Here is a 24,505-nt window from a genome sequence, read left to right as displayed (position 1 = left end):
CCCCCCCCCCCCCCCCCCCCCCCCCCCCCCCCCCCCCCCCCCCCCCCCCCCCCCCCCCCCCCCCCCCCCCCCCCCCACAAAAAATATCTACTCGCCAAAAGGCACGGCCATGCCGCACACGCCATGCTGCGCCGGGCGCAGATGGCCGTTGACGAAGGCCGCGGCCTCCATGTCCTTGCGGCCCTGGGGGCGCACCACCAGCAGGCGGTACCAGCGATCGGCACAGGCCACGCACAGGCCTTTCTTGTCCGTACGCAGGCTGCCGGGCTGCACACCGTCGCAGGGCTCGTCCACGCGACCGGGCTGGAGCAGCAGGGGCAACAGCTCGTCCTGCCCGTCGAAACGGGCCTGGAGACGCGCACCGGGCCAAGGCGTCACGCCGCGGATGCGGGCGTGGACCTCGGCGGCCGGACGGGCCCAGTCGATATAGCCGTCTTCCTTGGCCAGCTTGGCGGCATAGGTGACGCGGCTCTCGTCCTGTTCCCGAGGCTGGGCGCTGCCGTCGCGGAGCTGGTCCAGCACCGTGAGCAGCAGCTCGCCCCCGGCTTCGGCCAAGGCGTCATGCAGGCTGCCCGCCGTATGCTCGCCGATGGGCACCTCGCACTGGGCGTAGACCGGCCCGGCGTCGAGGGCGGGCACGATGCGCATGATGGACACGCCCGTCACGTCACCGGGCTGCCAGTTCTCCATGACGGCGCGCTGGATGGGCGCGGCGCCGCGGTAACGCGGCAGCAGGGAGGTGTGCACGTTGAGGGTGTCCACCGTGGGGATGTCCAGCACGGCCTGCGGCAGGATGAGGCCGTAGGCGGCCACCACCAGCAGGTCGGGTTTGAGGGCGGCCAGCTCGTCCACCGCGCCTTCCTGACGAAAGTTCAGGGGCTGGTGCACGGGCAGGCCCAGCTCCTGGGCCAGCTTTTTCACCGGCGAGGGCGTCAGCTTGTGGCCCCGGCCGGCCGGCCGGTCAGGCTGGGTGTAGACGGCCACCACGTCGCCGCCGGGCCACCGGACCAGCCGCCGCAGCACGGCGGCGGCCAGGTCCGGAGTACCCATGAAGACTATCCTTTGCGCTTGAGCCATTTCTTCACCCGGGTGTCGTACAGGGAACGGCGCAGACGGCCGATGCGGTCGATGAAGAGGGTGCCGTCCAGATGGTCGGCCTCATGCTGGATGACGATGGCCGGGAAGCCTTCCAGATCCTCTTCCACGATCTTGCCGTCCAGATCCATGTAACGCAGGTGCACGCGCTCGGCGCGCTGCACGTCGGCCCGGTAGTTGAGGGGCACGGAGAGGCAGCCTTCCTGACGGCTGAGCACGGTGTCCTCGCTCAGGGTCAGTTCGGGGTTGATGACGACCCGGGGCTGCTTCTCCTCGTCCTGCGCGGCGGGGTCCATGACCAGCATGCGGATATTACGGCCCACCTGCGGGGCGGCCAGCCCCACGCCGGGGGCCTCGTACATGGTCTCCAGCATGTCGGCGGCCAGCTGGCGGATCTCGTCGGTGATCTCCGTCACGGGCACGCATTTTTCCTTCAAGCTGGCAGCGGGATAGGTCACAATATCCAGAATCATGGCATCCTCCCGCTAGGCCTGGGCGTTCTCGGCGGGTTTGGCGGCTTCCTTGTCGGTCTCGCGCAGGCGCAGACCCAGTTCACGCAGCTGACGCGCGGACACCGTGGAGGGCGCCTCGGTCATCAGGCAGGTGGCCTTCTGGGTCTTGGGGAAGGCGATGACGTCGCGGATGCTGGACGCACCGGAAAGCAGCATGACCAGACGGTCCAGGCCAAAGGCCAGACCACCGTGCGGCGGCGCACCGTGCTCCAGGGCCTGGATGAGGAAGCCGAACTGGGCCTCGGCCTGCTCGGGCGTGAAGCCCAGGGCCTGGAACATGTGGCGCTGCACTTCGGCGGAGTGGATGCGGATGGAACCGCCGCCCACTTCGTTGCCGTTGAGCACCATGTCGTAGGCACGGGCCAGGGCGCGGGCCGGGTCGCTGTTCATGATCTCCAGATGACCGGGCGCGGGCGAGGTGAAGGGATGGTGGCAGGCCACGTAGCGCTTTTCTTCCTCGCTGTATTCGAACAGCGGGAATTCCGTCACCCACAGGAAGTTGAAGGTGTTCTCGGGGATCAGGCCCAGCTGGTTGCCCAGGTGCACGCGCAGGTTGCCCAGGGCGGCGTTGACCATGGCGGGCTCGCCGGCCTGGAAGAAGACGATGTCGCCCACCTGGAGGTCCAGGGCCTCACGGATGCCGGCGCGTTCTTCTTCGGACAGGAACTTGGCGATGGGCGACTGCCACTCGTTTTCCTTGATCTTGATCCAGGCCAGGCCCATGGCGCCGTAGATCTTGACGAACTCGGTGTAGGCGTCGATCTCCTTGCGGGTCATGGATTCGCCGCCGGGCACCTTCATGGCCTTGACCAGCTTGGCCTGGGCAAAGAGCTTGAAGCCGGAACCGCGCACGATGTCGGTGATGTCCACCAGCTCCAGACCGAAGCGGGTATCGGGCTTGTCCACACCGTAGCGGCGCATGGCTTCTTCATACTTCATGCGCGGGAAGGGACGGGGGATGTCCATGCCCATGACGTCGTGGAACACGCGGGCCATGAGGTTTTCGGCCATGGTCATGACCTTTTCCTCGTCCACGAAGCTCATCTCGATATCCACCTGGGTGAATTCGGGCTGGCGGTCGGCACGCAGGTCTTCGTCACGGAAGCAGCGCACGATCTGGAAGTAGCGGTCGAAACCGCCCACCATGAGCAGCTGCTTGAACAGCTGGGGCGACTGCGGCAGGGCGTAGAACTGGCCGGGGTTGAGACGGCTGGGCACCAGGAAGTCGCGGGCGCCTTCGGGCGTGGACTTGGTGAGCACCGGGGTCTCCACTTCCAGGAAGCCGTCGTCGTCCAGCTGGCGGCGGATGGCCTGGGCCACCTTGTGGCGCAGGCGCAGGTTGGCCTGCATGCGCGGACGGCGCAGGTCCAGATAACGCCAGGCCAGGCGCAGGTTCTCACCGGCGTCGCAGCGTTCTTCGATGGCGAAGGGCGGGGTCTTGGAGGTGTTGAGCAGCTTCCACTCATGCACCACCACTTCGATGGCGCCGGTGACCAGGTTGGGGTTGGTCATGCCCTCGGGACGGGGACGCACCACGCCCTTGATGGCCAGCACGTATTCGGAACGCAGGATGTGCGCGTTCTCGTGCGCGGCGGGAGCGATATCGGGGCTGAAAACGACCTGGGTCAGGCCTTCACGGTCACGCAGGTCCACGAAGATGAGGCCGCCGTGGTCGCGGCGGTATTGCACCCAGCCCATGAGGCAGACCGTCTGTCCATCGTTGTCCAGGGTCAGCTGGCCGCAAGTGTGGCTGCGGGTCCAGTCGCCGAGGTCTTCGATGAACTTCTGGTGCTCCTGCTGCACGTCCAGGCTTTGCGTCTGTTCAGTCATTATTTTTTCCCATTGTCAGAATTGGCAGCAAGGAAGTCCGCCGCGGCATCCAGGGACAGGGTCTGCTGCTCACCGCTGTCCATGTCTTTGACGACCACGGCGCCGGCGGCCGCTTCATCGGGGCCCATGATGCAGCAGAAACGGGCATTGGACTTGCCCGCCTGACGCATCAGGCCCTTGAAACCGGCATCGCTGAAATTCATCTCGCCCTTGAGGCCCAGGCCGCGCAGGCGCTGCACCAGGCCGAAGCTCAGGTCGCGGCTCTGCGCGTCCATGGCCACGGCATAGAAATCCGGGCGGGGGGCTTCTTCGTCCCCGAGCATGAGGGCCAGGCGTTCCATGCCGCAGGCAAAGCCCACGCCGGGCACGTCGGGGCCGCCCACGCTCTTGACCAGGCCGTCATAACGGCCGCCACCGGCCACGGCGGCCTGCGCACCGATGCTTCCGCTTACCACCTCGAAGGTGGTGCGGCAATAGTAGTCCAGACCGCGCACCAGACGGTGGTCGATCTCGTACTTGACCCCGGCGGCGTCCAGCAGGCGCAGCACGGTGTCGAAGTGTTCCTTGCACTCGGGGCAGTTGTAGTCCAGCAGGCGGGGCGCTTCGTCGGTGACGCAGCGGCATTTTTCCTGCTTGCAGTCCAGCACGCGCAGGGGGTTGGTCTCCATGCGGCGGGTGCAGTCCTCGCACAGCTGGTCACAGCAGTCCTGGCGGTGCAGATAGTCCACCAGGGCCTGCTTGAACAGCGGGCGGCAGTGGGCGCAGCCCAGGGAGTTGAGCTTGAGCGTCAGATCCTTGAGGCCCAGCGCGGTGAGGAAGCGCGTGAGCATGATGATCAGGTCCGCGTCGGCGTAGGGGCTGTGGGAGCCCAGGCATTCGCAGTTGATCTGGTGGAACTGGCGCATGCGGCCCTTCTGGGGACGCTCGTAGCGGAACATGGGACCGGTGGTGAACAGACGGCTCACGGACTCGCGGCTGTAGCGGGCATCTTCCACATAGGCGCGCATGACGCCGGCCGTGGCTTCGGGGCGCATGGTCATCATGCGGCCCTTGCGGTCCGGGAAGGTGAACATCTCTTTCTGCACCACGTCGGTCTCTTCACCGATGGAGCGCTTGAACAGGTCGGTGTATTCCAGCACGGGGGTGCGCAGCTCCACGAAGCCGTAACGGCTGAAGATCTCGCGCGCGGTATTCTCCATGCGGGTGAACAGCGAGCTCTGCGGCGGATACATGTCCGCGAAGCCCTTGATACGATTAGCGATAACAGCCATGTGAAAAACCTCGGACTAACGGCTGCCGCAGCAGCCGCCGCATTCCAGACGGAGTTTGCCCGACTCGCGGCAGGGCACGGGATAGTTGCCGTCGAAGCAGGCCAGGCAGTAGCTGTCGGACTGCATGACGGAGCGCAGCAGGCCGTCGATGCTCAGGTAATGCAGGGAATCCACGTCCAGCATCTTGGTGATCTCGGGCAGGCTGTACTTGGCGGCGATGAGCTCGCCGCGCGAGGCGAAGTCGATGCCGTAGAAGCAGGGGAACTTCACCGGCGGGCAGCTGATGCGGATGTGCACTTCCTTGGCGCCCAGCTCGCGCAGCTTCTTGACGCGGGTGATCATGGTGGTGCCGCGCACGATGGAGTCGTCCACGATGCAGATCTTCTTGCCTTCGATCATGGAGCGCACGGGGTTGATCTTCACGCGCACGCCGAAGTTGCGCATGCTCTGCGTGGGCTGGATGAAGGTACGACCCACGTAGTGGTTACGGATCATGGCGTGCTCGTAGGGCAGCTCGGCGCACTGGGCGAAGCCCACGGCCGAATAGACGCCGGAATCGGGGAAGGGCATGATGAAGTCCACGTCGGGGGTGGACTCGTGGGCCAGCTGCCAGCCCATCTGCTTGCGGCACTGGTAGACCTGCTCGCCGAAGACGAAGGAGTCGGGGCGGGCAAAGTAGACCAGTTCGAAGATGCACTGGCGGGGACGTTCCGGCAGGGGGCCGCGCAGCTGTTCGCTGTGTTCGCCCTTGCCGTCCATGATCAGCATCTCGCCGGGCTGGATGGGACGCTCGTAGTCGGCTTCAAGCAGGTCGAAGGCACAGGTCTCGGAGGCCAGCACCGGCGCGCCGTCCAGACGGCCCAGGGCCAGGGGATGGAAACCGTGGGGGTCGCGCACGGCCACCATGGTGCCGCCGGCGTAGACCAGCAGGCAGTAGGCGCCGCGCACGCGGGCACAGGCTTCGCGGATGGCGTCCACCAGGTCATGCTCGCGCAGGGCGCGCACGATGAGGTGCATGAAAACTTCGGTATCGTTGGTGGTGCTGAAGATGGCGCCGTCGTTCTCCAGCTCCTCGCGCAGCTCCATGGTGTTCACCAGGTTGCCGTTGTGGGCGATGGCGATGTCCAGCCCCTTGTAGTGGGCCACGAAGGGCTGGGCGTTGCGCGCCGCGGAACGGCCCGTGGTGGAGTAACGCACATGGCCCAGAGAGATGGTGCCCGGCAGGGCCTGCAGGTTGGCTTCGGCGAAGACATCGGGCACCAGGCCCATGCCTTTGTGCTCGTGCAGCAGGCCTTTCTCGTCGATGGTGACGATGCCCGCGCTTTCCTGTCCGCGATGCTGCTGGGCGTACAGACCGAAATAGGTCAGTCGCGCCGCTTCCTCATGACCGTAGATACCCAAAAGACCACACTCGTGGCGAATCATAGCGTTTCCTCACTGCCAGCGCAAAATGCGTTGTTGTCTCCTCCGCCCTGCGGCGGGACCGTCTTCCCTCTCACCGCTCCGGGGCCCGCCTTGCAGGCAAGGCGGCCGACCAGCGCACGGCGGTACAAAGGGCGTGTCATATAACGGCGGGCCGCGCAATGCAAGTCCGCGCCCGCGCCGTTCCTCCCCTGACTCCTGCTCTGCCCCGGACAGGGAAAGAAGGGATGCACGGCCGGGTCTCCCCGGTCCCGTGCCTGCCCGGGTCCGGCCCGGCAGCTGCCGGGGACCGGAACCAAAGGGCGCGGCGTCCCCAGGGGCGCCGCGCCGCGTATCTATTCGTTGCCGTCATCGGCTCCCGCTTCCGCCGGAGCGCTCTCCAGAGGTGCCGCCGCGCTTTCGGGCGCGTCGTCATCGTCCTCCAGGTCGTCCATGCGGCTGCCGGTCTGGCCGCCTTCGTCCACGCGGTCGAAGCCCACCACATGCGCGCCTTCGTCCAGACGCACCAGCATAACGCCCATGGTGGCCCGGCCCTTGCTGCGCACGTCTTCCACGCCGATGCGCACCACCTTGTTGGCCGAGGTCAGCATGATGAGGCCGTCGTTGTCACGCACGGGCATGGCGCCCACCACGGGACCGGTCTTGGACGTGACCTTGAAGTTGATGATGCCCTTGCCGCCGCGCGACTGCAGACGGTAGAGGTCCACGCGGGTACGCTTGCCGAAGCCGTTGGCGGAAATGGACATGATCTCCGTGGTCTGGTCGTTCTCCTTGAGGATGACGCCGGCCACCACCACGTCCTGACGGCGCAGGGCGATGCCCTTGACGCCCGTGGCCACGCGGCCCATGGGACGCACGTCCTTGCAGGCGAAGCGGATGGAGTAGCCGTCGGCCGTGGCCAGCACGATGTGGCTGTCCTCACGGATGGGCCGCACCACCACCAGCTCGTCGTCCTCGCGCAGGCCCACGGCCATGAGGCCGCTCTTGCGGCAGCGCGCGTAGAGCGAGGCCGAGGAGCGCTTGACCATGCCGCGCTTGGTCACGAAGAGGAAGTACTTGTCCTCGGCGAACTCGCGCACGGCCAGCACCGTGGTGACCCACTCCCCTTCTTCCAGGGGCAGCAGGTTGTTGATGTGCACGCCCTTGGCCGTGCGGCTGCCCTCGGGCACCTGATGCACCTTGAGCTGGTGCATGCGGCCCTTGTTGGTGAACAGGCACAGGTACTGGTGGTTGGTGGTGGTCAAAAACTCCTGCACATAGTCGTCATCGGAGGTATGCAGGGCCGCGATGCCCTTGCCGCCGCGCTTCTGCTGCTGGTAGTTCTCCAGGCTGGTGCGCTTCATGTAGCCGCGGCGCGACAGGGTGATGACCACTTCCTCGTCGGGGATGAGGTCCTCGATGTCGATGCCGCCCAGGGCGTCGGTGAGCACCTCGGTACGGCGCGGCGTGGCGAAGGTCTCGCGGATCTCGCGGATCTCGCGCTTGAGTTCGGAGCGCAGCACTTCGGGGTTCTCCAGCACGGACTTGAAGAACTCGATCTTTTCCAGCAGTTCGCGGTATTCGGCCATGAGCTCTTCACGCTGCAGGCCGGTCAGGCGCTGCAGGCGCATGTCCAGGATGGCGCGGGCCTGCACCTCGGTGAGCTCGAAGCGCTGCATGAGGCCGGCGCGGGCCTCGTCCGTGCTGGCGGAAGCGCGGATCAGGGCCACCACTTCGTCGATGTGGTCGATGGCGATGCGCAGGCCTTCCAGGATGTGGGCGCGGGCCTCGGCCTTCTGCAGGTCGTAGCGGGTGCGGCGGATGACCACCTCGCGACGGTGGTCCACAAAGCAGGACAGGGCCGTCTTGAGGTTGAGCAGCACGGGACGGTTGTCCACCACGGCCAGCATGTTGATGCCGAAACTGGTCTCCAGCGGCGTGTACTTGTACAGGCTGTTGATGACGATGTCCGGGATGGTGCCGCGCTTCAGGTCGATGACCACGCGGATGCCCTTGCGGTCGGATTCGTCGCGCAGGTCGGAGATGCCGTCGATCTTGTGGTCATTGACCAGACCGGCGATCTTCTCCACCAGCGAGGACTTGTTGAGGCCGAAGGGGATCTCGCGGATGACGATGGCCTGCAGGCCCTTCTTGCGTTCTTCCACTTCCAGACGGCCGCGCACTTTCACGGTGCCGCGACCGGTGTGGTAGGCATCGGACAGGCCCTTGCCCGCGTAGACGAAGCCGCGCGTGGGGAAGTCCGGGCCCTTGACCACTTCCATGAGGTCCGAGATGGTGCACTGGGGATCGTCCAGCAGCATCTGCAGGGCGTCGCACAGCTCGCCCAGGTTGTGGGGCGGGATGTTGGTGGCCATGCCCACGGCGATGCCCGACGAACCGTTGAGCAGCAGGTTGGGCACCTTGGTGGGCAGCACCGAGGGCTCCTGCAGGGTGTTGTCGTAGTTGGGCCGGAAGTCCACGGTCTCCTTGTCGATGTCGGCCAGGAACTCGCTGGCCAGACGCGACATGCGCACTTCCGTGTAACGCATGGCGGCCGCGGCGTCGCCGTCGATGGAACCGAAGTTGCCCTGCCCGTCCACCAGCGGGTCGCGCATGGAGAAATCCTGGGCCAGACGCACCAGGGCATCGTACACGGCGCTGTCGCCGTGGGGGTGATACTTACCGATGACGTCACCGACGATGCGCGCCGATTTCTTGTGCGGACGGTTGTAACTGTTGGCCAGCTCGTACTGGGCGTACATGATGCGCCGGTGCACGGGCTTGAGGCCGTCGCGCGCGTCGGGGATGGCGCGCCCGATGATGACCGAAAGGGAATACTCCAGATAGGACTTGCGGAGTTCCTTCTCAATGCTGACTTGCGGCTGCTGTATGCCGCTGTTCTGTTCAGACACGTTTGCCTCGCAGGTAAAATATCAGGTCGGGAGCGGGTCCCGTGTTCTTTCTCAAAGGATGTCGTACCGGGGGAGCCGCCGGGCGGCCCCCGCCGGGAAACGTCCTCAGGCAGCCAGCCAGTACCTGCCCCAGAGCCAGACCAGCAGCAGCATGGTCCCCTCACCGAAGCAGACACGGATCACGGCGGGCAGGAGACGGCGCACGTCCCCCGCGCAGCGGGAGCTGGTGAAAATAAAGACGAAGATGTTGCTGAACAGCACCGCCATGGCTGCCGGATAGGCCAGGCTGTAGGCCTTGGGGTAGCCTTCCAGCGAGATGGTCAGCCACAGGCACATGGCCGCGCAGACCAGCCAGCCGCAGACGGCGATGACGGAGCAGCCGAAGCAGCTCTTCTTTTCCTTGCCGGTATCCTGCATGCGTCGTCCCTCCGGCAGCTAGATGTCCAGATCCTGCACGCTCAGGGCGTTGCGTTCGATGAACTCGCGGCGGGGCTCCACCCGGTCGCCCATGAGTTCCTCGAAGGCGTCCGAAGCCTCGTTGGCGTCCTCCACCGAGACCTGCAGCAGCACGCGGTTCTCGGGGTTCATGGTGGTCACCCAGAGCTGTTCGGGGTTCATTTCACCAAGACCCTTGTAGCGCTGGATGTTGATGCCCTTGCGGGCCTCGTCCAGGGTTATCTGCATCAGGTCGAACACGTCGCCGGCCTGGCTGCTGCTGTCCTTGCGGCGCAGGCTGAAGCTCAGCTCGCCGCACTGCTCGCGCAGGTCGTTGAACAGCTGCCAGGTCTGCCGGTACAGGCGGGAGGCAAAGAACTCCATGCCCCGGCGGGTGTGGTGGCTGCCCGTGTTCTCGAACACGGCGAACACGCGGCCTTCGTCCTCGTCCTCGCTGTGTTCCCGTTCCAGGCTCAGGGCGTATTCGTGCTTCTCCAGCCAGGCCAGGAAATCGGCATCGCGGGCTTCCAGCAGCTCGCGGTCCACGGCGCGGGGATAGGTGGCCAGGGCCAGGAACAGGGGACGCGGCATGCCGGTGCTTTCGGCATCGGCCACGCGCAGCTCGATCTTCTCGATGGTCTCCATGAGGCGGATCAGGTCGCTGCCCATGTATTCCCGCCCGTTGGCGGCCACCACGGTCACGTCCTCGCTCACGCGGTTGAGCAGGAACTCGTTGAGCTCGGCGTCGTCCTTGATGAACTTTTCCATGCGCGCGTTGTGCACACGGTACAGGGGCGGCTGCGCGATGTAGACGTAGCCCTTCTCCACCATCTCCTGATACTGCCGGAAGAAGAAGGTCAGCAGCAGGGTGCGGATGTGGGCGCCGTCCACGTCGGCGTCCGTCATAATGATGATCTTGTGGTAGCGCAGCTTGTCGAGGTCGGTGTCCTCTTCGCCGATACCCGCGCCCATGGCCGTGATGAGGGCCTTCACTTCCTTGTTGGCCAGCATCTTGTCGAAGCGGGTGCGCTCGGTGTTCAGGATCTTGCCGCGCAGGGGCAGGATGGCCTGGTTGCGCGGGTTGCGGCCCTGCTTGGCGGAGCCGCCTGCGGAGTCACCTTCCACGATGAACAGTTCGGATTCCGCGGGGTCCTTGCTCTGGCAGTCGGCCAGCTTGCCGGGCAGGGAATTGTCCGAGAGCGCCCCCTTGCGGCGCACCAGTTCCTTGGCGCGGCGGGCGGCGTCGCGGGCGCGGGCGGCGTCCACGGCCTTGTCGATGATCAGGCGGATGTCCTTGGGGTTCTCCTCAAAGTAGACCGTGAGCCTGTCATAGACCATGCCGGCCACCATGCCGGCCACTTCGCTGTTGCCGAGCTTGGTCTTGGTCTGGCCTTCGAACTGGGGCTGGGGCAGCTTGACGCTGATGACGGCCGTAAGGCCCTCGCGCACGTCGTCGCCCGACAGGGCCGTGCCCTTGAACTTCTTGGTCAGGTCCGGCTGGTTCTTCACATAGCCGTTGATGGCGCGGGTGAGCGCCGTACGGAAGCCCACCAGATGCGTGCCGCCTTCCTTGGTATGGATGTTGTTGGCGAAGGTGAGGATGGTCTCCTTGTAGCCGGCGTTGTACTGGAGGGCAAAGTCGATGGCCACATTGTCCACCACGCCTTCGGCCATGATGATGGGGTGGATGCCCTGCTGGCCGGAGTTGAGGTCGCTCACGAACTGGCGGATGCCGCCCTCGGCGTGGAAGACGTGGGTCTCGCTGGTGCGCTCGTCGATGCACTCGATGTACAGGCCCTTGTTGAGGTAGGCCAGCTCTTCGAAACGCTTCTTGAGGGTGTCGTAGGAGAATTCCAGCACCTCGAAGATCTGCTCGTCGGGCTGGAAGCGCACCGTGGTGCCGTGGCCGTCGGCCTCGCCGATGACCGTCAGCTGGTCCTGCGGCACGCCGCGGGAATAGTGCTGGCGGTAGCGCTTGCCGTCACGGCGCACCGTGACCGTCAGCCACTCGGACAGGGCGTTGACGCAGGACACGCCCACGCCGTGCAGGCCGCCGGAGACCTTGTAGCTGTTGTTGTCGAACTTGCCGCCGGCGTGCAGTTTGGTCATGACCACCTGCACCGCGGGCACGCCTTCCTTGGGATGGATGTCCACGGGGATGCCGCGGCCGTCGTCGCGCACGGTGACGCTGTTGTCGGCGTGCAGGATGACGGTGATGCGGGTGCAGAAGCCGGCCATGGCCTCGTCGATGGAGTTGTCCACCACTTCGTACACCAGATGGTGCAGGCCGCGCACGTCGGTGGAACCGATGTACATGGCCGGGCGCTTGCGCACCGCGGACAACCCTTCGAGAATGGTAATGGATGAGGCGTCGTAGCTGGAGGCCATGTCAGGAGCCATTAAACATCTTCCTCGCTATAATAGGTGGATTCGGAAATCTTCATGGGCATGATGATGACCGTGTACTCGTTGTCTTCGGAACCGCGGATGCCGCAGGGGCCCTCGGCGCCGGTCAGGATCATGTCCACGCTGGGCGAACTGAAATGGCCCAGCACGTCCATGAGGTTGCGGGTGGGGAAGGCGATGCGGCTGATGTCGCCGCGGTAGGTCACTTCCAGGCTCTCGTTGGCCGAACCGGTGTCCTGCCCCTGGGCGGAGAGGCGCACTTCGTTGTCGCCCAGGTCGAGATAGGCGCAGCGGTCGCTGTCGGTATTGAAGATCTGGATGCGGCCCAGGGCCTCGATGGCTTCCTTGCGGTTGACGGTGAGCAGGCTCACGCCGTCGCCTTCCAGACGGCTCATGAACACCGTGTAGTCGGGATAGTCATGACCGGCACGCGGCACGGACAGGCTCTCGGCGCCGTCCAGGGTACGCAGGTACAGGCGCTTGTCGGTGATGTTGAGCTCGATCTCGTCCACGCCCAGCCACTTCTTCATGTCCTGCAGATACTTCTTCTGGATGAGCACGCCCTCTTCGGGCAGACGGGCGGCCAGATCGTCATGGGTGAAGGAGACCAGGGCGAACTGGTGGCCGTTGAGGCCGCAAACGTCGATACGGCCGTTGCCGCAAGGCTTCATGTACAGGCAGGTGATGGCGTCGGTGGCGTCGTCGTCGCTGATGCAGAAGACCACACGATCCAGCACGTCCTGCAGGAAGTCGCCCGACCAGGTCACCGGAGACTCGGCCGGGAATTCGGAAAAGTTCTGGAACCACTCGGCCCCGCTCACAGGCAGCTTGTACGTGCGGCGGCCCTGTTCCAGCAGCAGGTTGCCGGTGCTCTCGTCCAGCGTGAGCTGGAGCACGCCCGCAGGCAGCTGGCGCACCAGATCCACGAAAGCGCGGCCCTGCACACCGATGAGGCCGGGCTGCTTCACTTCAGCGGGATAACGGCCGGTGAATTCGATATTGGCGTCCGTGGCCATGATGGACAGGCTGCCCTTCTCGGCCTTGAGCCAGATGGAACGCAGGTAGGCGGCTCCTGCTTTGGCAGGGATGATGGCTGCCGCTTTCTGCAGGCCTTCGATGATCTGTTCTTTATTAACAGAAAGTTTCATAAAAGAATCCTTGTAATAATTGATGCCTGTGCTTTTGTGCGGAACATATGCAACAGGCTGTTTTTACTTGAAATTTTTACTATCCCTTTAAGCACTGCCCGTCTACGCCCCGAACACTTCGTCCGTGGAGGAGCTGTCCGGCTGTTCCTGATGTGCGCATTTCTCCAGTCTGGCGACAAGGTGTTGCACATCTTTGTTACTTTCCAGCATTTTTCCAATCTTTTTAACCGCATGGATGACGGTACTGTGGTCGCGTCCGCCAAAGGCCCGGCCCAGTTCGGGATAAGAGAGGCCCAGATGGCGACGGCAGACGTACATGGCGGCCTGCCGGGCCATGACCAGCCGCGCGTGGCGTCCCGTGCCCGTGATGTCGGCGGGGGCGGCATCGCAGCAGCGTGCGGCCTCGGCCAGGATCTGTTCGTGGCCGGCATGGCAGGCCTGCACCGGTCCCGTACGGGCCAGACGTTCCAGATCGTCCAGGCTGGGATGCCGGGCGGCATCATCTTCCCAGGCGGACTTGACCCGGAGCAGCAGGGAACGCAGGCCGTGGAAATGGGCCGCGCGCCGCGCCATGAGGCGCAGATGTTCGCGGGGCAGGTCCAGGGCGTTCTCCCGGCAGCATTGCTGCAGGTAACGCATGCGGGCTTCCATGTCCGGCGGGGTCAGTTCGGCGGAGAACAGTTGCCGGACGCTGGCGGCGGGGCCGGGTTCCCACGCTCCGAGGGCATCGGGGCCGCCCTCCAGGGCGAGGACCACCGGGGCCTTTTCGGGGCGATGCGCCAGAAGGGCCGCCAGCAGGCGCTGGGAACGGGGCTGTCCGCCCAGGGTCTGGATATCGTCCAGGAACAGGGCCTCGGCCTGTTGCCAGAACAGGGGGGCCGTCTGTTCCTCCAAAGGACAGTGCTGAAAAAAACGGGCCGCCGGGGCCAGGATGACGCGCAGGCCCTGCCGGGCGAGGGACGCGGCCATGTGCTGCAGCAGATGGCTCTTGCCCGTGCCTTTTTCGCCGTGGAGCAGGAAGGGGCTGTGCCCGGGCTCCCGCAGGGCGACGGCCCTGGCCATGGCCAGGGGGAAGGCATTGCGGGCGCCGCCCGGCAGCGGCATCTCGTCCCTGCTGCCGTCGGCATGGAAAAAGAGGGCGTCCGGGATGCGGGCCGGGGCCACTTGCGGCGCCGGGCCCCGGGGCAGGACGTATTCCAGCCGGGGGGCGTCGGCGCCCGGCCAGGCGGCCTTCACGGCTGCCGAAAAATCCGTTTTGTGCGGCGCGAACCAGCGGGCGAAGTAGATATGGGGAAAGGTGATCCGCAACACATTGCCGGACGGGAGGTATTCCATGACCAGACCATCCAGCCAGGGCGCTCCCCCGCCATCCGGGCCACCGGGGATGCCGCCGAGCAGATGCCGGCGCAGGCGGTGGCGAAAATCCTGAAGGGAAACATGTGCATTTGTCATGAGCGGCCCCTTGCGATCCGGGACCTTCTTCCGGTCGTCGCAAAGATGTTTTTATAGCATAAAAACGTCCGCTAAACAAGTCCGCGTCTCGTTCTCAGGCGCGGCGGATAGGTCAGGAAGGCTTGCATTTGGACGGTGAGCCTTTTTGCCTTCTTCTGTGTGGGGGGATACGGCAGCGCAAAACAAAAGCCCCCAGCAGCCTGCCTGTACGGACTGCCGGGGGCCGGATCCTTAACTGTGTCACTTATGACACTTTTGTGCGTATCTCTATTAACATATTATTTTTATTATTTTTTATCAACGAACGTCTCCGGCAGGAGCCAGGCGGCCAGGGCACTGACGGCAGCCAGGAGCGCCAGCGGGGCAAAGGCCCATGTCCAGGGCTGGGAAAGGCCCGCCTGCTGGGCAAAGGAAAGCAACGCCCCGGAGATCAGCTGGAGCAGGGCCCCGCCCACGAACACCGAAGATGCCAGGATGCCGCTCAGGCTGCCCACCATGCGGTTGCCGAAGCGTTCCCGGCCGGTGGCATAGCCCACGGGGCAGGGGCCGTTGGCCGCGATGCCCAGGCCCAGGGAGACCACGAACAGCAGGGGCACGCTCAGGCCGGCGCTGCCCAGGCTCAGGGCCGCGCCGGAGACGCAGGCCAGCAGGCTGGCCAGGACCATGGCCTTGCGGCGGGACTTGAGGCGCTTTTCGCTGATCCAGGTCAAAAGCGGCGTCCCGGCGATGAAGCCCACGGCGCCCATGGCCAGGATATTGCCGATGAGGCTGGGCGAAAGGCCGAAGGTCCCGCCCATATAGACAGTGCCCCAGAGCCCGTGGAACACGAAATACTGCGACGGCAGGGTCAGGTACCAGACGACCATCTTCCAGAAGTCGGACTGCCTGGCCATGGCGGCCACGTCACGCAGCACGTCGGCCAGACGGATGCCGCTGCAGGTGGCCGCCAGATGGGGCGGCCAGTCCCGCACCACGGTATAGATGATGACGGTCAGGGAACAGGTCAGCACGGAAAGCGCAAGGAAGACCAGCCGCCAGCCCACCCAGTGGTTGGCCAGGGAAAGCGGGGTTGTGGCCAGCAGGCCGCCCATGCCGCCCGCGATGAAGAACAGGGTGCAGAGCCGGGAGAAGGTCTCGGGCGCGAACCAGCGGCTGAACAGGGTGAAGGAAGAGGACATGACCCCGGCCATGCCCAGACCGTTGAGCAGACGCCCGGCCACGGCCATGGGCAGACTGTGGGCCGTGGCGAAAAGGAAGCCGCCCAGGGCCGCCACCAAGAACTGGCAGCTCAGCAGGCGGCGCGGGCCGAAACGGGTGGAGAGGATTCCGGAAAAGACCTGGGTAAGGGCATAGGCATACAGGTAGACGGAACCCAGCAGGCCCATGTCACCGGAGGAGAGCCCGAGGTCCTGCATGACGTCGGGGGTGACCACGGTGATGGCCACGTTCTGGATGAAGACCACCAGATAGGCTGAGGAAAGGACGAAGAACAGCCATTTTTTGTAGGAAAGATGCAAAGACACGGAAAACCCCACGAAAGCGTCCTGTGACGCTGCTGCTATGATGATTGTTTGTTGCGTGAGCAACATCTATACGGCAGGCGCAAGAAAATCAAGAGGGGATGTTTTTATTATTATCTTTATTTTCAGTATGTTATGATATTTACGCACATGTTGACACAAGGAACACCCCTCAGGAAGGGCATGGTGCGCGCCGTGTTCCCCGTCCGGAGGGGACGGCGGGCATCTTGCTGGACAACTGACGGGCGCGCAGGCTATATGCCATACTGTTTGGAGTGTACCGCATGAAGAAAACAGGACTTGCAGTCTTTTTCGTCCTCGTGATCCTCCTTGGCCTGCTGGCCGGACAGCTGGGCATAGCCCACCTGCCCTGGAGCTCAGAGGATACAGATACGGCTCCCGGCCAGGCCGTGACGGAACAGGCCGCCGAGGCCCCGGCCCGCGACGGGGAGGCAACGGCCCCCGCGACCGGGACGGAAGACGCCGGGCAGGAAAAAGCCCCTGCCGCTCCCGAAGCTGCCACTGCCGCAGAGGCAGAGACGGACCAGGATGCCCAGCCCGCGGTGCCCCTGCCCGAAGGGGCCGAGATCATCAACGGCGAGGCCGTGGTGCACGGCACGGTGGAAAAGGGCGATACCGTCAGCAAGATCATCGAGGGCAACACCTCTTCCGGGTCCCATCCTTATGTGAGCGCCGCCCGGCAGGTCTTTTCCATGCGGGCCTTCCGTACCGGCCAGCCCTACACCATCGTGGTGGACCCCGCTTCCGGCCAGCTCAAGCGATTCGAGTACGAGATCGACGCCAGCCGCCGTCTGGTGGTGGAAGGAGCGGAAGAGCCCGTGGCCCGTGTGGAGCCCATCGAATATGTGACCACCCTCGCCCAGGTGGAAGCCACCATCGACGACAATCTCTTCCAGGCCGTGGCCGACATCGGCGAAAGCCCGCAGCTGGCCCTGACCCTGGGCAGTCTGTTCGGCTCGGAGATCAACTTCATCCGCGACCTGCAACCCGGCGACAGTTTCAAGGTGCTGGTGGAAAAACGCTACCGCGACGGCGAATACAAGGGCTATGGCCGCGTGCTGGCCGCCCATTTCACCAACACGGGTACCACTTACGAGGCCTATCTGTTCCGCGACGGCAAGAACCGGCCGCAGCATTACAACGCCAAGGGCGAGAACCTGCGCAAGACCCTGTTGCAGGCGCCGCTGGCCTTCACCCGCGTGACGTCCCGCTTCTCGCACAACCGCAAGCATCCCATCCTCGGCTACAGCCGTCCGCATCTGGGCGTGGACTACGGTGCGCCCACCGGTACGCCGGTCAAGGCCGTGGGTGACGGCGTGGTCACCCGGCGCAGCTGGGCCGGAGGCTACGGCAACCAGGTCATCATCAAGCATTCGGCCGGGCTGGAATCCATGTATTCCCATCTGTCCGGCTATGCCCGCGGCCTGCGCAACGGTCAGCGCGTGCGTCAGGGCCAGGTCATCGGCTTCGTGGGCAGCACGGGCCTTTCTTCCGGGCCGCATCTGGATTTCCGCCTGCGGCAGAACGGCAAGTTCGTCAATCCGGCCAAGGCCATCAACCCGCGCGGCGAGAGCGTGCGCAAGGCCTCCATGGACCGCTTCCGCAAGACCGTGGAAAAGGAACGTGCCCTGCTGCTGGGCCAGACCTCGCTGCTGGAATATGATGTGGACAGCATCGTGCCCGTGGATGATGTGGAGCCTTCCGCCAAGTAGCTGTCATGATGTTTTTTGGGCAGTACGCCAATGGGAACGCCCCGTGCCATGCACGGGGCGTTCGTTTTTTGGGGGAAAGTCCTCCCTTTGACCAGAGCCCAAAGGAGTTGCCTCCCCCCAAGCCCTCTAGCCCCCTCCAAATCCACTTTCTCCGAGGGGGCCTGTCCCGCTCCTGAAAAGCAAAAGCCCTGTGGAGGGGCTGTGTGCTGAAGCAGGTGGCCGTAGCCGCAACTGTTGCGGAAGCCCGGGGGAGGAAGTCTTCCCCCGGGACTGTTTCACATGGTTACTGCCCGTCTCCGGGAAGGCTGAGATCATAGGGGATACCGGAGAAATAGCGCGTCAGCAGCTGGTGGAGCTGCGGGTAGAAGGTGGTGCGGTTGTCCCCGGCTTCCAGCAGCTGGTCCAGGCGGTGCACGCCGGTGGAGACGCCCGGCCGGAGCTGGTCCGGCGGCGGCAGAGTGATCCAGCGGGTGCCCTGGAGCTTCCGGCTGCCGCCAAGGCCCTGCCTGTCCGTATTGATGAGCATGTGGATGCTGCCGTCGAAGCCCATGTAGACATCGTGCGGGGTGAAGGCACCGGACAGGCGGTTGGCGAGGAAGCGCAGCAGCCGGCTTTGCCCCCGGCTTTCCTGCACGGGGCGCAGGGCTGCCAGAAAGGCATCGATGGCCGCCTTTGCCTCGCCGTGCTTGCCTTTGGTCCAGCGGCTGCCTTCCAGCAGGCCGTGCAGGGCCGTGGCGGCATCGTCGCGGCCGGATTCCAGGCAGACGGCCAGCTGTTCCGCCACGCCGGTCTCCTTGCGGATGGCGTTGTCGAGGAGCCTGCCGCAGGCCACGGCCGCGTCCCTGCCCTTTTCCAGCAGCCTCAGGCCGTCCTGCAGGGCCGCGCGTGCCACCACGCCGCCTTCCTGATCCTGCAGGCCGCCAAGGATGCGTTCCACGCTCTGCCGGATCAGGTCGAGGCCCTCCCGGGCGCCGTCGGTATCCAGTCCGCGCGCTTCGGGCTGGGCGCTGTGTACGGTGGGGTTCTCCGTCTGCATCCGGGCCAGGGTCAGGTTGGCCATGAAACGGGCGACGGACGTGCGCAGTTCCGTGATGGCCTGCTGCCGGTGTTCCGGCTCGCGCGGGCCGTTGGTACGCAGGCGCAGGGCCAGACGGCTGATCTGGAGCCCCTGGGAGATGAGGCTGTCCGCCTGCGGCAGCCGGGCGCGCTGCAACAGCGCTCCCGCGTGGCCCACCACCTGATGCAGGGCGCGCGCCTGCTCAAGGGCATCCAGGCGGCTCTCGGCCTGGTCGGTCCCGGCAAGCTGGAAGACGGGGCGGTCCATGGCCGGTTCGAGGTGGCGCAGCAGATCGGCCCGCCCTTCCTGGAAGCGCCGGCGCACGTCTTCCGGCATCCGGGCATCTCCTGTCCTCCGGTCGATGACGGACAGAGCGTCCCTGACGGCCCAGGCATCCGTGGCGGGAGAGCGCAGGGCCTCGATGAGCGTGTCGCAGGCCCGGCCCCATTCCTGACGGTCCATGTCCGGGGGCAGGTCGCTTTCGGCCAGCTCGTGCAGCAGCAGGCAGGCCCGGCAGCGGCTGTCCCGCTGCGCCAGCTCGCCCAGTCCTTCCGTCAGCTGGCCGTACAGGCGGGAGATATCCCGTATCTGCCGGCGTGCCTGCCGGATGCCCTGCCGGAACGGGTCCGCGTCGGGGCGGGCCGTATCCGCCGGGGCGCTGTCCCCGCTCGCGGGCCGGTCGCCGTGTTCGATGGCGGCCAGCTCCTGCCGGACGAAGTCCGCGTCGATGCGGCGGAAGTCCTGCCCTTCCTGCCCTACGCTCTCCGACGTATCCAGATGGCGCAGGGCCAGCCCGCAGACATCGTCCAGGGCGCAGTGGATGGCCCGGCGCATCTTTTCGTCCACCTGATGCTGGACGTGGGCAAAACTGTCCGCATCAGCCGTCAGCCTGTCCTGCAGCACGGCGTCCACGGCTTCCAGGGCCGCTTGCAGGGTGTCCCGGGCCTCGCCCGTGAAACGGGCCAGGGTGGCCTGGCGTTCCTGCAAGACCTGCCGGGCTTCCTCCCTGAAGGTGATGCGGCCCAGGAAGAAGTCCCGCAGGGCGGCGGGGCTGAAACGGGAACGATAGGGCTGCGGGGCCGTTTCGGGGGGCGTGTCATCGACCGGTGCGGCGGAAGCCGTTCCCAGGTCGGTGGCCCGAGCCTCCACCCGGGCGGCCATGTCGTCCGCGCCGGTGTGCAGGGCATCCCGGATCAGGGCCAGGTCGGCGGCCATGTCCGCCTGCCCGGCATCGAGGTCGGCGATGACGGCATCCAGCAGGCCGCTCGTCTGCAGCTGCCGCAACTCTACGGCCCGTTGCGGGGCTTCCTCGCGCAGGATGGCCATGTTGCGGCGCACACGGGTCTGGAGCAGTTCGGCATAGTCCGCGCCCCGGCTGGTCATGGGGCGCGCCGCCTGCCGCAGTCCGGCCAGCTCCCGCAGGGCCGATTCCAGATCCGCACGGCGCTGGGGATCGTCGGGCGCACCGGCAGCGGCATTGCGCAGATGGCCCAGTATCCTGCCCGTCTGGGCGCTGAAGTCTTCCAGCCCGCGACGGAACTTGCCCTGGGCACGCCAGCTTGCCGGGGTGAGGCTGTCCAGCAGCTTGGCGAACCAGCGCCCCACCGTTTTGGGCGGGCCCGGGATGCGGTCGGTCTGCCGTGTGCCCGGCTCCAGCACCTCCATGCTGTGCCTGCCAAGGCGGCCCATGCCGCCCAGGGCGTCATAGCCGAAATCCGTATCAAGACTGATGTAGCGTGTCTGCGTTGCCTGCACTGGTCCTGGCATGGCGTCCCCCTTCATTATGAATATGGTTGTGAGCGGCGGCGTGGCGGCCTTCTCCGGCTGTCGCGACCGGGCAGGCGGGCGTGGGATTTCCCGCGGCGGTGATGCCCTGTGGTCGCCTGTGCAGCACGGGGCCGGTGCGGGGCTCTGCAGGGCCAAGGAGTTCCGCACAGTTCCTTGGCGGCGCTGTCACCGGCGAGACATATCTCCCGGACGCGGAGCTCCGGCCAAAATCGCCCCGGTATATGGTACCGGAAGACGGCAGCAGGCAGCGGGGCCTTCCCGTCTAGCGGCCCTGTTGCATCACATCGGCCCAGTGAGCCAGGACATCCAGAAAATCTTCCAGCGCGGTGAAGAGCGTCCCTTCCCCGGCTTCGGCCGCCGCCACGCGGGCAAAGGCCATGATTTCCTCACCGTCCAGGCCGAAAAGCGTGTTGCCGCTCTCCCGGCCCAGGCAATGGGCCCGCATCATCCGGGCCATCAGTTCCCTGCCCTGCTCACCGGCAGGGAGCGTCCCCAGGCGGGCATACAGATAGATGGCGTCCTCGTCGTCCGTGACCTCAAGGTCCACGATGAAGCGGCCGTCGAAGCGCAGGCGGCACAGGCCGTCCCCGTTGAATGCCAGGGCGGCCCCGGTCTGGCGTGAAAGCGCGTCCAGCATCTGGTGCGGTGTCATAGTTGCTCCGGTCGTTGAAGATGTGAAGGATGCCTGCCCGGCCTGTCCGTGATGTCTGTACGGGCAGATGCATCAACAGTGCCAGCACTCCCGGCAGGGACAGTGCCCGTGTCATGGCTGTGTTTCGGGACGTCCTGCGCAGGAGAGGGGGAAAAGGGGTGGGAAAAATGCTGTCATGGCCGCCCGCTGGCGTGAACGCCGTTGGCGGCCCGGCCGGGACGACCTTGCGGGCCGTCCCGGGGATACGGGGGGCCCTCCTTTCGGAGAGCGCGGGATTTAAAAAAAATTATCGTTTAAAAACATATAGTTGCGCTTGTTGTGCACATCTGTGCGCGCATCATGCATGGCGCAGCAGTTTGGCTGCGAAGGCCGCGGCGCCGAAACCGTTGTCTATATTGAGGACGGCCAGGCCGGGCACGCAGGAGCAGAGCATGCTGTGGAGGGCGGCCATGCCGCCCGCGCCCACGCCGTAGCCCACGGACGTGGGGACGGCCAGCACCGGGCAGGGCACCAGCCCGGCCAGCACGCCGGGCAGGGCGCCTTCCATGCCGGCCACGGCGATGATGAGGCGGGCGGCGCGCAGATCCCGGATGTGCGGGGCAAGGCGGTGCAGCCCGGCCACGCCCACATCGGTGAGGAAGCCGCAGTCGTGGCCCCAGAAGCGCAGCGCTCCGTAGGCTTCGGCGCCCACGGGGATGTCGGCCGCTCCGGCCGTGACCACCATGATCTCGCCCCTTTCGGGCCACGGCGGGCCCAGCTCCGGCACTTCCCGCCCTTCACCGCCCAGACAGAAAAGACGGCATTGCGCCCAGTAGCGTCCTGCGGGGAATTCGCGTTGCAACAGGGCCCCCTGCGCTTCCGAAGCGCGGCTGACCAGCACGGGGGCGCCGCGAAGGCTGAGGCCGCGCACGGCCCCCACCAGGGCCCCGTCGGTCTTGCCCTGGGCAAAGACGACCTCGCCCAGGCCGGTACGCAGGGCGCGTTCATGATCCAGATGCAGGCCCTGCAGGCTGTCGGCCGCAGTGGCGTCTCCCAGATGCCGCAAGGCCTGTTCCGGCGGGATGTCCCCCCGGGCCACGGCCTGCAGCAGGCTTTCGATAGCTGTATGATCCATCCCCTGCATATAGGGCAAAGGGCATCGCTTGTCAGCAGCGGATGGAGGGCCGGTTCCCGCGCTCTTCTTGAGTTTCTGCCGGAATGCCCCTATAGTTATCCGTTGCCCGAATCTTTGCGGGCAATAAATTCCGTGCCTTTTTTCGGAGTGCCCATGCTTGATTATATCCGTTCCAATGCCCAGTCCTTTGGCGTCAAGGTAGCCTTCGCCATCATCATCCTCGTCTTCATGTTCTGGGGCGTCGGCAGCCTGACCGACGGCGGTTCCAGCAATGTGGTGGCCAAGGTCAACGGTGAGGCCATCACGGCCCAGCAGTTCGAGCAGGCCTACCAGCGGGCCGCCGAATACGCCATGCGCAACGATCCCTCCCTGACCCGTGAGGCCCTGGTGCAGCAGAAGCTGGGCCGTCAGGTGCTCAACGAGCTCATCAGCGCCCAGCTGATCCGTCAGGAAGCCGCCCGCGTGGGGATGACCGTGAGCCCTGAAGAGATGCATTATGTGGTCTCCAAGCTGCCCGCGTTCCAGGACGCCCAGGGCAAGTTCGATCCCGAGGCCTACAAGCGCAACATCGAAGCCCAGCGCATGAGCGTGGCCGAATACGAACAGGGCCTGGCGGACAGCATCCTGCGTGACAAGGTGATGCGCACCGTGGCCGGCAGCGCCTGGGCCGCCGGTGACGAAGCCCGCAAGTATTATGATTTCCTCACCCAGCAGCGCACGGTGGAGTACCTGTACCTGCCCGCTGCCGATTTTGCCGCTTCGGTGAAGCCCACCGAGGAAGAGCTCAACGCCTGGTACGAGGCCCACAAGGCCGAGCTGGCCAGCCAGCCCCGCGTGGAAGTGGAATATGTGGCCGTGGCCCCCGAAGGTCTGGTGCGCCCCGAGAGCGTGAGCGCCGAGGCCGCCCTCAAGTGGTATGAAGCCAACAAGCAGCGCTTCCGCCAGCCCGAGCAGGTCAAGGTGGCCCACATCCTGGTGCCCCTGGCGGAGAACGCTCCCGAAGCGGCCGTGAAGCAGGCCATGGAAAAGGCCGTCCGCATCCGCAGCGAGGCGGAAAAGGGCGACTTTGCCGCCGTGGCCAATGCCAACAACGGCCCCAATGCCGCCGGCCCCGGCGGTGAGCTGGGCTGGATCCAGCGCGGCCAGACCGTGAAGCCTTTCGAAGATGCCGCCTGGGCCCTGCAGCCCGGCCAGATCTCCGAGCCCGTGCGCAGCCAGTTCGGCCTGCACATCATCAAGATGGAAGAGCGCAAGGACGCCAGCGTGCAGCCCTTTGCCGAAGTGGAAGCCGAAGTGCGCGCCACCCTGGCCAAGCAGGAAGGCGTGGAAAAGGTCAACGACGTGCTGGACAGCCTGATCGGTGACAACATCAACAACCGTCCCCTGCAGGAAAGCGCGGCCCGCGCCGGCAGCTACAAGGATGCCGACGGCAAGGAACAGCCCCTGCTCAAGGCCGAGCGTACCGGTCTGGTGGGCCAGGCCGAACTGCAGAAGATCCTGGGCATCAGCGACGAGATGGCGGCCAGCCTGATGAAGGCCCCGGCCAACTCCCCTGTGGACACGGCCCTGGAAGCCGGTGACCGTTACCTGGTGGTGCGGGTGCTCACCTCCGAGCCGTCCACCACGCCCACTCTGGATCAGGCCCGCGACCGCGTCATGAAGGCCCTGGTGGCGGAAAAGTCCCTGCAGGCCGCCATGGAAAAGGCCACTGCCATCCGCAAGGCCATGACCGACGGCACGCTGCCCGCTGAAGACTCCGCCCGCGTGCAGAGCGCCGACCTGACCCGCGACGGCGCCCTGGCCGGCTTCGTGCCCAACCCGGCCATGAACCAGGTCATCTTCCGCGCCGCGCCGCAGACCTGGATCGACCAGGCCTTCAGCGTGTACGAGCAGGAAGACAGCAGCAAGTGCGGTGCCCTGCTCTGCCGCGTGACCGCCGTGGAACAGCCCAAGTCCGACGGCTGGGCCGGCATGGAGAACCTGCTCACCGAGCTGGTGCAGCGCAAGCGCGTGGAAGGCATGTACCAGACCTTCATGCGCATGCTGGAGCAGAAGGCCAAGATCGAAGTCTACAACAGCCGCGTGCTGGAAAGCGCCGGTATCTAGATAGTGTCGTCAAATTATGTTTGCCCACAAAGATATGCATCTGATTTGAACGGCGGCAAGAAAAGATGCACAT

General features: G+C 65.6%; 16 protein-coding genes. 2 read left to right on the top strand and 14 right to left on the bottom strand.

What is annotated here, in order from left to right; translation table 11 throughout:
* Window positions 1-87: 87 nt before the first annotated feature.
* The 11 genes from fmt to HF854_RS09205 form a co-directional block, all read right to left on the bottom strand.
* The gene (fmt, locus tag HF854_RS09255; protein WP_168936022.1) at window positions 88-1,077 is read right to left on the bottom strand and encodes a methionyl-tRNA formyltransferase; all 990 of its coding nucleotides are present in this window, start codon (window positions 1,075-1,077) and stop codon (window positions 88-90) included.
* Window positions 1,056-1,568, bottom strand: coding sequence for a peptide deformylase (gene def / locus HF854_RS09250; protein ID WP_168936021.1), 513 nt, complete (start codon window positions 1,566-1,568; stop codon window positions 1,056-1,058). Before def ends, fmt begins: the two co-directional genes overlap by 22 nt.
* A 12-nt stretch (window positions 1,569-1,580) precedes the next feature.
* Window positions 1,581-3,437, bottom strand: coding sequence for an aspartate--tRNA ligase (gene aspS / locus HF854_RS09245; protein ID WP_168936020.1), 1,857 nt, complete (start codon window positions 3,435-3,437; stop codon window positions 1,581-1,583).
* Window positions 3,437-4,708 (bottom strand): histidine--tRNA ligase, encoded by a 1,272-nt coding sequence (gene hisS / locus HF854_RS09240; protein WP_168936019.1) that lies wholly within the window; start codon window positions 4,706-4,708, stop codon window positions 3,437-3,439. The genes aspS and hisS overlap by 1 nt, the downstream gene beginning before the upstream one ends.
* A 15-nt stretch (window positions 4,709-4,723) precedes the next feature.
* Window positions 4,724-6,133, bottom strand: a complete 1,410-nt coding sequence (gene purF, locus HF854_RS09235) for an amidophosphoribosyltransferase (protein WP_168936018.1) — start codon at window positions 6,131-6,133, stop codon at window positions 4,724-4,726.
* A 332-nt stretch (window positions 6,134-6,465) separates the two neighbouring features.
* Entirely contained in the window at window positions 6,466-9,021 is a 2,556-nt protein-coding gene (gene gyrA / locus HF854_RS09230; RefSeq protein WP_168936017.1) for a DNA gyrase subunit A, read from the bottom strand.
* Window positions 9,022-9,126: 105 nt separating this feature from the next.
* Complete coding sequence (locus HF854_RS09225) at window positions 9,127-9,438, bottom strand: hypothetical protein (RefSeq protein WP_168936016.1); 312 nt, start codon at window positions 9,436-9,438, stop codon at window positions 9,127-9,129.
* Window positions 9,439-9,456: 18 nt separating this feature from the next.
* Window positions 9,457-11,856: a DNA topoisomerase (ATP-hydrolyzing) subunit B gene (gene gyrB / locus HF854_RS09220; protein WP_168936015.1), complete on the bottom strand. Its 2,400-nt coding sequence runs from the start codon at window positions 11,854-11,856 to the stop codon at window positions 9,457-9,459.
* A complete protein-coding gene (gene dnaN / locus HF854_RS09215; protein WP_168936014.1) occupies window positions 11,856-13,010 on the bottom strand; it encodes a DNA polymerase III subunit beta in 1,155 nt (384 codons plus the stop codon). Before dnaN ends, gyrB begins: the two co-directional genes overlap by 1 nt.
* Before the next feature lie 102 nt (window positions 13,011-13,112).
* On the bottom strand, window positions 13,113-14,462 hold the full coding sequence (locus HF854_RS09210; RefSeq protein ID WP_168936013.1) for a DnaA/Hda family protein: 1,350 nt from the start codon (window positions 14,460-14,462) through the stop codon (window positions 13,113-13,115).
* Between the two features lie 287 nt (window positions 14,463-14,749).
* Window positions 14,750-15,985: an MFS transporter gene (locus HF854_RS09205; RefSeq protein ID WP_168936012.1), complete on the bottom strand. Its 1,236-nt coding sequence runs from the start codon at window positions 15,983-15,985 to the stop codon at window positions 14,750-14,752.
* Between the two features lie 281 nt (window positions 15,986-16,266).
* Here HF854_RS09205 and HF854_RS09200 point away from each other — a divergent pair, with 281 nt between their 5' ends.
* Window positions 16,267-17,715 (top strand): M23 family metallopeptidase, encoded by a 1,449-nt coding sequence (locus HF854_RS09200; RefSeq protein ID WP_168936011.1) that lies wholly within the window; start codon window positions 16,267-16,269, stop codon window positions 17,713-17,715.
* 283 nt (window positions 17,716-17,998) lie between these two features.
* Here the strand turns inward: HF854_RS09200 and HF854_RS09195 are convergent, their stop codons facing one another.
* The 3 genes from HF854_RS09195 to larB form a co-directional block, all read right to left on the bottom strand.
* The gene (locus tag HF854_RS09195; RefSeq protein ID WP_168936010.1) at window positions 17,999-20,539 is read right to left on the bottom strand and encodes a hypothetical protein; all 2,541 of its coding nucleotides are present in this window, start codon (window positions 20,537-20,539) and stop codon (window positions 17,999-18,001) included.
* 283 nt (window positions 20,540-20,822) lie between these two features.
* Window positions 20,823-21,212 (bottom strand): type III secretion system chaperone, encoded by a 390-nt coding sequence (locus HF854_RS09190; protein WP_168936009.1) that lies wholly within the window; start codon window positions 21,210-21,212, stop codon window positions 20,823-20,825.
* 337 nt (window positions 21,213-21,549) lie between these two features.
* Window positions 21,550-22,326, bottom strand: coding sequence for a nickel pincer cofactor biosynthesis protein LarB (gene larB / locus HF854_RS09185; RefSeq protein ID WP_168936008.1), 777 nt, complete (start codon window positions 22,324-22,326; stop codon window positions 21,550-21,552).
* A 153-nt stretch (window positions 22,327-22,479) separates the two neighbouring features.
* On the opposite strand from larB, the gene HF854_RS09180 reads away from it, so the two are divergent.
* Window positions 22,480-24,432 (top strand): SurA N-terminal domain-containing protein, encoded by a 1,953-nt coding sequence (locus HF854_RS09180; protein ID WP_168936007.1) that lies wholly within the window; start codon window positions 22,480-22,482, stop codon window positions 24,430-24,432.
* Window positions 24,433-24,505: the final 73 nt, after the last annotated feature.

The organism is Desulfovibrio piger (assembly GCF_012843875.1).
Lineage (GTDB): Bacteria > Desulfobacterota > Desulfovibrionia > Desulfovibrionales > Desulfovibrionaceae > Desulfovibrio.
This window is presented reverse-complemented; position numbering and strand designations above follow the sequence as displayed.